The sequence below is a fragment of the Pseudomonas sp. QC2 genome (assembly GCF_002859085.1).
In the GTDB taxonomy this organism is placed as follows: Bacteria; Pseudomonadota; Gammaproteobacteria; order Pseudomonadales; family Pseudomonadaceae; genus Aquipseudomonas; species Aquipseudomonas petroselini.
The window spans coordinates 122,009-134,405 of the sequence record NZ_PKKS01000002.1 but is presented as its reverse complement, the minus strand read 5'-3'; the positions used below and the strand labels follow the sequence as shown (position 1 = coordinate 134,405).

Genomic DNA, 12,397 nt, shown 5'->3' with positions numbered 1-12,397 from the left:
TTTGGCTATTCAGAGAAAAGGGTGAACAGGAATGGGTAAATGCGGAGACTTGGCGGCTGAGTAACGACCGCCAAGTCTTAAAATGTGTCTGACTGGTGAGTAACACTACTCCGCTTGGATACGTTCCCATTCCCGCGCATATTGCTCAGTTTCATTGACGCAGTCTTCGCACAGAACTGCCTCGTAGTAAGCCTCGCTCTCCAAAGCTGCAACCAAAGCTGCGCCTTCTAATACGGCCTGGCAGTCATTGTGGTGGTCGCCCGGATTGGTCACCCCATCGCAGGCTCTAGTCAGCAAAGGAGCAAGCACATTCTTTTGAAGGGGACTCAGATTGTCGTAACCGTTATCAACGGCCCGTTGAGCAATCCCCCTAACCTTATCCTCTTCATTGTCCAGGCTCCCATTTTTGTGGAGTGCCTCTAAGACCTTCTGTTCATCGCTCATTCATTCCTCCTTGTAGGTTGTGCCATTGCGTCAGCAGTAACGGCGACACGATATCACCGCGTTGAAGCGGTGCGGACCCGACGTTACCAGACGCGCCGCAAACACTCCCACCACAAACATCACTGCAGGGCCGCGTATCTACCTATCCAACTTGTCGTGCCTCCCGCCAAACCTTCATGCCACTATCGCCAATGTCAGCCATCGCAGAAGGATTGAAAGCATGGAACGGTACGGAAACAGAGGTGGTGATTCAGGCGTCGCAGGGTACGAGATTGGACCAGGATCAATAGTCGTCGCATTCAGCGATGGATGGAAATATCTCTACGATGGCACGCAACCTGGCGCAGCCGTGGTTTCCGAGCTGCAGCGGCTCGCCCGATCTGGCCACGGGCTCAATAGCTACCTAACCAGGGTGGTAAAAGGAAGGTTTGCCAGGAAGTTCAGGTAGCGTTTACGGGGGGTAGTGAAACGCTACCCCCTCCACCAAAGGTAGGCGGAGACTTCCTCAATTTGAGGGGGTATAAATCTCCTCCACGAACAAAAAATGGGTATTCCCCTTTCTTAGAACTTAGCGAGCCACACAGCCAAAAAACGGTGTGGAAAAGTAGGGATTCAGGGATCATGAGGCCCATGGCCATCATTTTTGGCAGCCTATAAGGACATTACACGTGGAACCTTCAACAACCATCCAAAAAATGATGGCCAACAACCGCATCGTGGTTCCCGCATACCAGCGTGCCTATTCCTGGGAGACACCCACCGATACTAGTAGCCGCAGCACCCAGACTGACGTCTTCCTTTCGGACTTGGAAGAGTACCGAGCCAGCAATACCCGAAGCCCGTACTACTTCGGGCATTTTCTGTTTGAGGAAGCCGGACAAGTCTTTCGGGTGATCGACGGCCAGCAGCGTCTGACTACCCTGACCTTGTTTCTAGCAGCGCTGTTCACCCGACTCAAATCCCTTCGCGAATTGACCGACCCCGAGCATATTTGTTTCGAAGACATGATAAGGCGGCGCAGCGAAATCCGCTTCAACACAGTCGACTATGACAATCAATTGTTCGTCGACTACGTAATTGACCAATCCAAAACCGATCACCATGGCCTTGAAACCGCATCCGCCCAGCGAATCGTTCGGGCATTCGACTACTTCAAGGTGCAACTTCGAGATAAATCGGAAGATTATTTGACCGAAATGTTAGCAATCGTCTGCCAGGCGGTTTGCACCACACACCCGGTGCGAGATGAATCAGAAGCGATTCAGATGTTCATCTTTCAGAACAACCGCGGTAAACGCCCCTCAAACCTTGAAGTCGTCAAGGCGCAGTTTATGTATACCGTGCACTTGCATGGTCATGACGACGATCATAAGGCGCAGTTAATCGCCGAAATCAAAGGGCGGTTCGAGAACATCTACAAATCCATCTCCTCCATTGAATACCGAATCAACGAGGATGATGTATTGCTATACACCCTTCGTGTTGACTTCAATTCTCTATGGGAAAGCAATACTCTAGAAAAAATAGGGAAAATGCTCGCTGGCAAGGAACCCATCGAGTTCATTCAGTCTTTCACCCGATCGTTGTCTGCTAGTTTCCTCCACCTGTCCGATTTTTTTGGCAAGCACGAGAAGGAACATTTCCAGATCCATTCGTTGGTGACGCTCAGTGGGATTGCGATCACTCTGCCGTTTATCATCAAGGCCTATCGCTACGCTTTGCCGATCACTGACATTGGTGCACTGTGCAGCGCTTTTGAAGGTTTGATCGTGCGCCATCGACTGATTGGTACGCGTGCCGACATTACCGCTCGAATCAACGGAGTTTATGAAGCCTTCACCACTAAAGACAGTAGTATCACCCCGATACTTGAGCACATCGATTGGTTGAAAAACACGGATCAATCCTGGTGGGCCTATTGGAATACCGAGAAATTGGAAGAGGCGCTGCAGGGGGAAATCAACCATGCAACAGCCAAGCACCTGCTCTGGAAATATGAGATTCACCTAGAGTGTCGCGGCCAGCGGGGCTACATGCCAAAGCGTTTTGACACAATCCAGAGCCCAGAACTCGAGCACATTGCACCTAGGAGTGAACCCACAGGCATGCCCCACGGATACGATGAATACGATGAAACGTTCACCTCTGAATATCTGAACTGCCTCGGCAATTACCTACTGCTTTCCAAATCCCATAACTGTGCCGTGGGCAATATCGTATTTTCCAGAAAGCTGGCTACCTACACACACAACGCACAGCAGCGAGAAATAGCCACGTTCGTCACCAACATGCAGATTTGGGGGAAGGACGCGATTCAGTTAAGACACGACAAGATAATTGAAGCGTTGATGACTGAGCTATGAGGCGGTGCTCACCCTAGGATGCGCTAGCAGGCCCTAGGTCAGGCTGAATGTGAATACTTGGTACTCGCCAGTGAAGCCCCAGTTCGATTCCACTAAGCGCCATAACTAGCTGATTTATTTATAGTTACTAGTTGGGGTACGCCGAATTTTCCAGCGAACTCCAGACGCCCAAAAAACCTAGCCCCGCAGAAACATACCGTTCGTCTGGTGCCGCACCATATCTCGAAGCCCCGCAATGCGGGGCTTTGTGGTTTCTGGGGTTTGGAAAACACGAAAACCTTTGGGCGTCGTTTTGGCCAAAATGCCCAAAAAGTGTCCACACTTCATTTTTGCTCAACCGACGCCCTCACCTGGTTGATAGCTTCTCCGTCCTTGTCGCCTTCTGCCTATTTCCCGAAAGAGCTCAATTTCTTAAAGTGCCAAATGGCAGGTGAACCCCCTTCCCAGCCTGCGCACAACCTCACCAAAACAAGATAACGCCCGGCCCAATCAAGCCGGGACGTGTAGATCAATGCCCGGCACTCTGCCCGCCGTCGACATGAAGAATCTCCCCCGTCACGACCCCCGCATTCTCCAGATAAATAATCGCCTGGGCGATGTCACTCACCTCCCCTATGTGCCCAACCGGGTGCAATTGCCCCAGCGCAGCATGGCTTCCCTCGCCATGCATCGGCGTCTTGATGATCCCCGGGCTTACCGCATTCACTCGGATACCGCGCTTGGCGTATTCAATCGCCAATGATTTGGGCGCTGAGTTCAGGCCGCCTTTGGTGATGTTGACGATGTGGCCAGCGTTGTTCTTTTCCATCTCGGCAATGGCAAGTTGAGTGATATAGAAGAAGCCGTAGGCGTGCGTCGGGAGGGGATAAAGGTGGGGCCGGGTACATCATCAGTGCCGTGGTGTAACAAACATGTCTCGCACTGGCGGGCATAAAAAACCCCCGAACCAGTCGGGGGTTTTTAGCGCCTGGCATCAGGCGCGACGCCAGATCAATTAGAAAACGTTGATCGGGTAGTCGGCGAACAGACGGATTTCGTTACCGCCTACGTTGTACTGGTCAGCGTTATTGGAAACGCGCAGCCACGAGGCACGAGCACGCAGGCTCAGGTCTTTGGCCGGACCGCTCTGGACCACGTACTTGAACTGGTTCCAGATTTCACGCTCGGAGCCATCGCCGCGGTTGGTGCCGTCGTCGATGTTGGTACCGCGCACGTAGGCGACGTTGTAGGTCAGGCCCGGTACGCCGAAGGTGGCGAAATCGATGCCGTAGCCGACTTGCCACGAACGCTCGTCCTTACCGTTGAAGTCAGACCAGTAGGAGTTGGCCAGCAGGATGGTGTTACCACCGTCGCCGATGCCGCCAGCGTTGCGGTAGCCGCCATACAGGTAGCCGGTGTCGCCGGTGCTGCGCTGGTGAGCGACGGTGAAGCTGTGCGGACCAACGGCCCACGTGGCGCCCAGGCTCCAGATTTTGTTGTCGCGGGCGTCAGCATCTTTCTGGTTTTCCAGGGCGAAGCTGCGGTCCAGCTTGGTTTTGTAGCCGTTGAAGTCAAACGTCAGCGACTGCTTCTCTGGCAGGGCCAGGACGTAGTTGACGTTGACGTATTGCTTCTTCAGCACGTCCTGCATGTCAGAGGCATACAGCGCAGCCGACAGGCTCTCGGTGAATTTGTAGCTACCACCGATGTAGTCGATGCTTTTCAGGCGGCCGCTGTCGGTGCCTTCCGCGCTCTTGCGCGCTTCTTTGGTGAAGTGACCCGCGTCCAGTTGCAGACCGGCGATCTCTTTGGAAACGATGGACGTACCGGTGTAGGTTTCCGACAACAGACGGGAGTTGTCGTACTGCAGCACAGGTACGGCCGGGAACTGGTCACCGTACTTGAGCACGGTGTTGGAAACGCGGAACTTCACGGCAGCGCCGCCCTTGGCCAGGTCGTGTGGTGCCGAGCCAGGGTTGTCGGTGGTGCCATTGCCCGGTTTGAAGAAGTCGATACCGCCCGCGCCGGCGCGACCTTTACCACCGTCCAGACGGATAGCGTATTGGCCGATCACGTCCACACCCACACCGACGGTGCCTTGGGTGAAACCAGACTCGAGCTTGCCGATGAAGCCTTGGCCCCATTCGGCTTTGTCTTGCTTGCCGTTTTTGTAGTCACGGCTGATGTAGGCGTTACGTGCGGCGATGTTCAGGTGGCTGTCTTCGATAAAACCCTTGGACTGGTCCTGGTCGTTTGCCATTGCTGTCGATGCGCTCAAAATCCCCAGAGCGATCAGACTCATCCGTTGCTTCAACATTTTCTTGTATTCCTTATTCCTGGTTGAGTACGCGCTGTGACACCAGGCTCCGTGTCGCTTTTCTGGTGTCGACTGATTCCGGAAAAAAGAAGGCCCGCGGACGACTGAACATGCCGCGGGCCTTTTTTATTGGATGAGTCATGGCGGTTAGCCACAGGCGTTGGGCGCAATCCTAGTCGCGCCCGGAACTATGTGTCAATTTCGCGAATCGTCTGTATTTAGGCGAAATAATTCTAAGCGATGCGCTTTAGCAGTTCTGAAAGCGACAAAAAACCGCACCTGAAACGTCAAAAAACACATTTAGTAATACATTTCTAAGCCGGTACGTTTGGGAATGCATAACTTGCGCAAATGCAAAGCATTACCATTAGCGCGCAGTTTTCCTCCCTAACAATTCGGATACATTCCTTCATGCCAGCCCCTCGCCTGACGCCCCTTACCCTTGGGCTTTCTGTTCTGCTGTCTGCCGGTTTTGCCTGTGCGGCCACCACCTTGCCCGAAACCTCGATCAGCGCCGAAGCTGACGAAGACGACCCGCGCGTCAAGGAAACCAGCACCGCCACCCGCACCGCCACACCGGTGCGTTATGTGCCCCAGGCTATCGATTCAGTGAAGACCGAAAGCCTGCGTTCCTACGGCACCAATGACCTGGGCCAGGCGTTGAGCGGGATTCCCAACGTGAGCAGCGGCGCCGACACGCGTTTTGACAGTTTGCGCATCCGCGGTTTCGACGCGAGCAATGACTTCTATCTGGATGGCATCCGCGACGACAGCCAGTACGTTCGCGACCTGCATAACATCGAGCGCATCGAAGTGCTCAAAGGCCCAGCCGCGGTACTCTACGGGCGAGGCGGTCAGGGAGGGATCGTCAACCGCGTGAGCAAACTGCCCACCGCCGGGCACACGTCGAGCATCGAGGCCCAAGGCGGCAGCAACGATCTGCGCAGTGTGTATGCCGACCTCAGCACCGACCCCACCGACAACATCAGCCTGCGCCTGAACATGGGCAACCAGGACAACAACAGCTTTCGTGATGGCGTCAGCGGCAATCGCCAACTGTTTGCGCCGTCCATGAGCTGGCAGCTCACGCCGGACCTGAACTGGCTGGTGCAGTACGAATACAGCCGCTACAACCGCACGCCGGACCGTGGCATTCCCGGGGTCAACGGCCGGCCGGCAGATGTGAGCCGCAGCACGACCTACGGCGACAGCCGCGATTACATCGACGACAAGACCCAGTCGCTGCGCTCCAAGTTGGCCTATGAGCTCAACGACAACTGGCAACTGCGCCAGACCTTAGGCGTGTTCAAGCTCGACAGTGATTTCGACAACACCTACCTCACCGGCTACACCCCGGCGACCAACAGCGTCACGCGCCAGCGCTGGCAGCAGGACCTGACCACCCTCAACATCTTCAATAACGTCGAGCTCGAAGGTGGCTTCAGCACCTTCGGCCTGGAACACCGCCTGCTCACCGGCCTTGAACTGGGCAGCCAGCGCCGTGATCCGAAGCTGTACACCGCCACTACCGTCGCACAAGGCGGCCGCGCCGTACCGCCCCTGGACCTCAACCAGCCCAATCGTAACCTCAGCCATACCGGGCGGATGAGTGTGTCGAGTGACAACCACACCGAAGTCGAAAGCCGCGCCCTTTATGTACAGGACCAACTGCGCCTGAATGACCAGTGGCAGATACTCGCAGGCCTGCGCTACGACCGCTTCGAGGTCGACACCAAGAACAAGCTGCTCAACACCCAGCAGGACGTCAAAAGCCACAGCACCAGCCCGCGCTTCGGCCTGGTCTGGACGCCGCTGGAGCATCATTCGTTCTACGCCTCATGGAGCAAGACCTTCTCGCCTGCGGGTGGCGGCCTGATCGGCATCACGCCAAACGCCGCCGGCAGCGTCAACGACCTGAGTCCCGAGCTGACCAAACAGAAGGAAATCGGGGTCAAGAGCGACTGGCTCGACGACCGCCTGAGCACCACCCTGGCGGTGTACGAACTGGAACTCTACAACCGCCGCACCAGCGACCCACTGGACCGCACCATCACCCTGCTCAGCGGTTTGCAGCGCTCACGCGGCGTTGAGCTGACCGCCACCGGCAAGCTCGTCGGCAACTGGTACGTGCGCGGTGGTGTCGGCCTGCAAGATGCCAAGGTCGAGAAGGACAACAACGGCTTCGAAGGCAAGCGCGTCAGCGATGTGGCCAAGCGCAATGCCAGCCTGTTCATCACCTGGAAACCGGAGATGGGCTGGTATGCGGAAACCGGTTTGACGTTGGTGGGCGATCGCTATGCCGACAGCCTCAACACCGTGGTGCTGCCGGGCTATGGCCGTTGGGACGCATTGGCCGGCTTCCGCCAGAAGGAGTGGGATGTGCGGGCGGCGCTGAACAATATCGCGGATAAAACCTACTACGCGTCTGCGACCAGTGTGGCGCAGATTCAGCCAGGGGATCCGCGCAGTCTGGTGGTGACAGGCACGTACAGTTTCTAAAGCTACACACCCTTCAAATGTGAGAGCGGGCGTGCTCGCTCCCACATTTTGATCTCAGTGTTCTCTAGTTGTTTATCAACTCGCACAACGCGTGCACTTCTTCCTCACTGAACAAGCCCACCGGGTACCGTTCACTCATCACGCTGCGCCAATCAGGCTGCTGCCGGATCTGCCGCGAGCCGTTTTCCTTCAACCAGAGCGCCAGCGCATGAATCGCGTCGCCGTCGACCCGCAAAGGGTGGAACGTACGCGTGTACATCAGGTTGATATCGGCATTCATTTCAGCGCTCTCTCCTACTGCGTGAGCGGCTAACTTACTCAAGGTTTATGACAGAACTGCGCAGTCATCACCCTGGGCCACTGTGACAACAGCGATACAAGAGCTATGCCAATGTCTCGTGTTCATAGGCAGGTGGACACAAAAAAGCCCGCGACCTTGCTGGGGCGCGGGCTTGCTGGGGGCGTTGAAACCGGGTGGCCCCGGCTATCGCCAGGATGCTGTTACAACTGCACTCAATTTTTGTGCGGCGCGGGCTGCTGTTGGGTCAGACAGTGGATATTGCCGCCACCCAGTAACAGTTCGCGGCCGGGCACCATCACCACTTCGTGCTGCGGGAACAGGTCCTGCAGGATCGCCTTGGCCTGGCTGTCCAGCGGGTCATCGAAGCTCGGCGCGATGATGCCACCGTTGACGATCAGGAAGTTGACGTAGGAACCGGCCAACCGCACGGTCGGATTACGCTCCTGGGTGCCGTCAACCGGGTCTACACCGGCGCACTCTGCCTCGGTGGCATACAGCGGCCCGGGGATCGGCATTTTATGCACTGTGAACGAGCGACCCTGGGCGTCAGTGCTGCTTTGCAGCACGTTCATCGCGGCGTGGCAGCGTGCGTAGTTCGGGTCTTGCGGGTCATCGGTCCAGGCCAGCAGCACTTCACCTGGACGCACGTAGCAGCAGAAGTTATCCACGTGGCCGTCGGTTTCGTCATTGAACAGACCGTCCGGCAGCCAGATGATTTTATCCACCGCCAGATTGGCGCTCAGCACCGCTTCGATCTGGGCACGGTCGAGGTGCGGGTTGCGATTGGGGTTGAGCAGGCATTCTTCGGTGGTGATCAGGGTGCCTTCGCCGTCGACATGGATCGAACCGCCCTCCAGCACAAAGCCTTCGGTGCGATAGCGCGGGGCGCGTTCGATCTCGAGGATCTTGCCGCCGACCTGCGAGTCGCGGTTCCACGGCGAATACAGGCCGCCGTCAAAACCGCCCCAGGCGTTGAAGTCCCAGTTCACGCCGCGCACTTCGCCACTGTTATTGATCACAAAGGTAGGGCCGGTGTCGCGCACCCAGGCGTCGTCACTGGACATTTCCACCACACGGATATTTGGCACATCCAGGCGCGCACGGGCATTTTCGTACTGGCCGGCGGAAACCGCCACGGTGACCGGCTCAAAACGCGCAATGGCCTTGGCCACCGCCACGTGAGCGGCCTGCGCCGGCTTGCCGCCCAGGCGCCAGTTGTCCGGGCGCTCAGGCCAGATCATCCAGGTCTGGGTCTGTGGCGCCCACTCGGCAGGCATGTGGAAGCCATCGGCGCGAGGGGTGCTGTGCAGGGTGGTCATGGCGTTCAGGACTCCGAATGGGGTGAAGGTCGACTTTATAGCGGATAAAAATCGGCTTTAGAAGCTAAAAAAGATGATAGGCGATGAATATGACAGTAATTAACCGATAACAATCGATTATTTACAGCTGCTCATCCAGCACCTTCGACAGCATGTCGACGAAGAAGTCCACACTGCGTCGAGACGTGACCATCGGCGGCTTGATCTTGAGGATGTTTAAATAATCACCGGTGGGCTGCATGAAAATCCCCAACTCCCGCAGGCGGTCACACAACAACGTGGTTTCTTCGGTGGCGGGCTCCAGCGTTTGCCGGTCGCGCACCAACTCGAGGCCCAGATAAAAGCCGGAGCCGTGGACGGCGCCCACCAGAGGATGGCGATCGATCAGTTCTTCCAGTCGCGCCTTGAAATGCCCACCGACCACCTGGGCGTTTTCCCACAGCTTTTCTTCTTGCATCACATCCAACACGGCCATGCCGATCCGGCAACTCACCGGGCTACCTCCCGACGACGAGAAGAAATACCCCTCGGCCTCGAGCGCCTCAGCAATTTCACGCCGGGTAATCACCGCGCCGAGGGGCTGGCCGTTGCCCATGCCCTTGGCCATGGTGATGATATCGGGCACCACACCCTGCTCTTCAAAGCCCCAGAAAAAATGCCCCATGCGGCCGTAACCCACCTGCACCTCATCGGCGATGCACACGCCACCCTGGGCGCGTACCCGCGCATACACCTGCTGCAGATAGCCCGGTGGCAACGAAATACCACCGGCATTGCCGTACACCGGCTCACAGATAAAGCCCGCCAATGGGCGCTTGCTCGCGGCGATTTTCGCCAGGTTGTGCTCCACGCTTCTGACGTAATCGGGCGCGCTGTCCTGCCCACGGAACTCACCGCGATAGGTGTTGGGCGCCGTCACCGGGTGCACCCAATCCGGGCGGCTGCTCAAGGCCTTGGGGTTGTCGGCAATCGACGTGGACACTGCATCCGCCGCCACCGACCAACCGTGGTAAGCCTCCAGCACGCTGAGCATGTCGCGCCCGCCGCTGTAGGCCCAGGCCAGGCGGATCGCCAGGTCATTGGCTTCGGTACCACTGTTGACCAGGAACACCCGGTCCATGCCTTCCGGTGCCAGCGCCAGCAAACGTTCGGAAAACTCGGCAATCGCCGCGTAGTGAAAGCGCGAGTTGGTGTTGAGCAATGACCATTGCCGCGCCGCCACCGCCGCCATGCGCGGGTGACCGTGGCCCAGCACGGCCACGTTGTTGAGCATGTCCAGGTAGGAACGGCCCTGCATATCGATCAAGTGATTGCGCCAGCCGCGCTCGATGCGCGGCGGGTCGACGTAATAGTGCTTTTGCGAACGGGCGAAACTGGCGTCGCGGCGGGCCAGCAGGGCCTCGGGGTCCAACTCGGGTTCGGCGTCGCAGGCCAATCCCAGCACCGCTGCGGGTGAAGGGCACAGCGTTTGCCAGGCCTGCGCGCGGGAAGGCGTGCAAAACAGCGGTGCGGGCCCGTCAGTGCGACAGAGTTGCACGGTCAGCGGGCCTTCAACCGCACCGATCACCTGGCCCTTGAGCACCGCCCCACCCGGCTGAACCAGCGCTTTTACGCCCCACAGTCGTACGTTTACCGCGTTGCTGTGAACCTGGAGTTCGCCATTGACACCCGATCGCACAATGCCGGCGAACGGCGCTTCAACGGCAGTCCCCTGAGGCACCTGTAATTCGACGTGCAACGGGAAGGTCTCGGGCTCGTGGGCGCTGTCCGGCTGGGTACGCGACAAACGGTATTGCCCATAGCGACTCGCGGCCAGGCCGTGCACCACCGCCGCATCCTGCAACAAACGCTGATCGATACCGGGTTGCTCCCAATTCCCGGCGTCGAAATGCGGGCTGAGTACACCCAGGTCGATCAGCGCGAACTCGCGCCCGACCAGCCCCGGCAGCAAAGGCGCGAAGCCTTGCCCGTCGATCGGTGCCGGTGCCTGCCCGACGCTGCTTAGAATCGCCGCCTCCATCAGCTCAAACGGCACTGACGTCGCCACATGGAAAATTTCCCACTCATGCTCGGCGTTTTTCAACAGGTAAGTGTTATCCGGGTCCAGGCGCTGCTGTTGCTCGCTGCTCAAGACCAGCACCGCCGCACGGGCGACGATCAGCGCCCACAGCGCCTGCAATTCTGCCGGCTCTAACGGTGTCACCGCGTGACAGGCCTGGATCGCCGGCAAGATCGCAAAGGGATCGCCCTCAGCGTGATGCAACAGGGCGGCGCAGGTGACCGACAGGTCGGCAATACGCCAGGTGTGCACCAGGTCGCCGAAATCGATCACGCCCCGGACCTGCCAATGCCGCTGCGCATCACGCTGCCACACGACGTTGTCGTCGGTGATGTCCATGTGCACCGCTTGCCACGGCAGGCGGCCGGCCACGGCGTGCAGGCGCGTCGCTACCTGCTCGGCCGCTTGCTCCAGTGCGGCGCGCTGGGGCAGGTTTTCAAGCGTTGCCAGCAGGTGGGCAATCAATGCCTGGGCGTGACGCGGGTCCCACTGCAAGGTGCGATCCAGACCAGGGTGCTTGAAATCGGCCAGCGCCAGGTTCATGCGTCCGCACAGCTCACCAAAGCCTGCGATCACGTCACGGCCCAGGTGGGGCTGATGGGTCAACGGCTGGCCGTCGATGTACCCCAACAGCCGCAGATGCAGGGTCTGGCCGTCCACCACGACCGAGAGCAACTCTTCACCGGTGAGCGCCTGGATGACCTCGGGCACCTGCACGTGTGCATCGGCCTTCAGACTGTTCAGCGCCGCGTGCTGCGCCTGCAGCTCAACGGCCGCGTAGTCACCCCGGCAGATCTTCAGAACAAAGCGGCCACGGTCGCTGTCGACTCTATAATTGAGGTCTTGCTGGCTACCCAGTGACTGCAAGGTGCCGGTGAGGCCGTAATGCTGCTCGAGCAACTGTGCGGCCCGGTCGGAGCTGACGTGTGGGCAAGGCAGGCTGGCGCGATGAATCAACGTGGCGAGCAACATTGTGACGACCTCTGTTTTTTCAGGCGTCTATATCGCCACCTTAAAGGGGGTTAAGGCAACCCCCAATGCACACCGCGCTTGCGCAGCCCTGCGTCACAACTCAAGCTATGCTTCATTCGCTTAATGTCCGTCTAAGGAAAAGGC

General features: G+C 58.1%; 7 protein-coding genes and 1 pseudogene. 2 read left to right on the top strand and 6 right to left on the bottom strand.

The annotated features are described in order from the left end of the window. Positions 1–105: 105 nt before the first annotated feature. Entirely contained in the window at positions 106–444 is a 339-nt protein-coding gene (locus tag QCBJ_RS00845) for a hypothetical protein (RefSeq protein WP_102059940.1), read from the bottom strand. A 668-nt stretch (positions 445–1,112) separates the two neighbouring features. On the opposite strand from QCBJ_RS00845, the gene QCBJ_RS00835 reads away from it, so the two are divergent. Continuing rightward, positions 1,113–2,807: a DUF262 domain-containing protein gene (locus tag QCBJ_RS00835; RefSeq protein ID WP_256581438.1), complete on the top strand. Its 1,695-nt coding sequence runs from the start codon at positions 1,113–1,115 to the stop codon at positions 2,805–2,807. Positions 2,808–3,315: 508 nt separating this feature from the next. Here the strand turns inward: QCBJ_RS00835 and QCBJ_RS00830 are convergent. Then, positions 3,316–3,669 (bottom strand): annotated as a pseudogene (locus QCBJ_RS00830) (SDR family NAD(P)-dependent oxidoreductase); the annotation flags it as partial. A 132-nt stretch (positions 3,670–3,801) separates the two neighbouring features. Next, complete coding sequence (locus QCBJ_RS00825; protein ID WP_064054129.1) at positions 3,802–5,103, bottom strand: OprD family porin; 1,302 nt, start codon at positions 5,101–5,103, stop codon at positions 3,802–3,804. A 411-nt stretch (positions 5,104–5,514) separates the two neighbouring features. On the opposite strand from QCBJ_RS00825, the gene QCBJ_RS00820 reads away from it, so the two are divergent. Further along, positions 5,515–7,602: a TonB-dependent siderophore receptor gene (locus QCBJ_RS00820; RefSeq protein WP_102059937.1), complete on the top strand. Its 2,088-nt coding sequence runs from the start codon at positions 5,515–5,517 to the stop codon at positions 7,600–7,602. Between the two features lie 64 nt (positions 7,603–7,666). On the opposite strand, the gene QCBJ_RS00815 is transcribed toward QCBJ_RS00820, so the two are convergent. The 3 genes from QCBJ_RS00815 to QCBJ_RS00805 form a co-directional block, all read right to left on the bottom strand. Next, complete coding sequence (locus QCBJ_RS00815) at positions 7,667–7,882, bottom strand: hypothetical protein (protein ID WP_102059936.1); 216 nt, start codon at positions 7,880–7,882, stop codon at positions 7,667–7,669. 233 nt (positions 7,883–8,115) lie between these two features. Then, positions 8,116–9,222: an agmatine deiminase gene (gene aguA / locus QCBJ_RS00810; RefSeq protein WP_102059935.1), complete on the bottom strand. Its 1,107-nt coding sequence runs from the start codon at positions 9,220–9,222 to the stop codon at positions 8,116–8,118. A gap of 121 nt (positions 9,223–9,343) precedes the next feature. Beyond that, positions 9,344–12,253: an aminotransferase gene (locus tag QCBJ_RS00805; RefSeq protein ID WP_102059934.1), complete on the bottom strand. Its 2,910-nt coding sequence runs from the start codon at positions 12,251–12,253 to the stop codon at positions 9,344–9,346. Between the last annotated feature and the right edge of the window lie 144 nt (positions 12,254–12,397).

Coding starts and splice junctions, on each gene's coding strand:
- QCBJ_RS00845 (WP_102059940.1), bottom strand. CDS start 444: ATGAGCGATGAACAGAAGGTCTTAGAGGCACTCCACAAAAATGGGAGC.
- QCBJ_RS00825 (WP_064054129.1), bottom strand. CDS start 5,103: ATGTTGAAGCAACGGATGAGTCTGATCGCTCTGGGGATTTTGAGCGCA.
- QCBJ_RS00820 (WP_102059937.1), top strand. CDS start 5,515: ATGCCAGCCCCTCGCCTGACGCCCCTTACCCTTGGGCTTTCTGTTCTG.
- QCBJ_RS00815 (WP_102059936.1), bottom strand. CDS start 7,882: ATGAATGCCGATATCAACCTGATGTACACGCGTACGTTCCACCCTTTG.
- aguA (WP_102059935.1), bottom strand. CDS start 9,222: ATGACCACCCTGCACAGCACCCCTCGCGCCGATGGCTTCCACATGCCT.
- QCBJ_RS00805 (WP_102059934.1), bottom strand. CDS start 12,253: ATGTTGCTCGCCACGTTGATTCATCGCGCCAGCCTGCCTTGCCCACAC.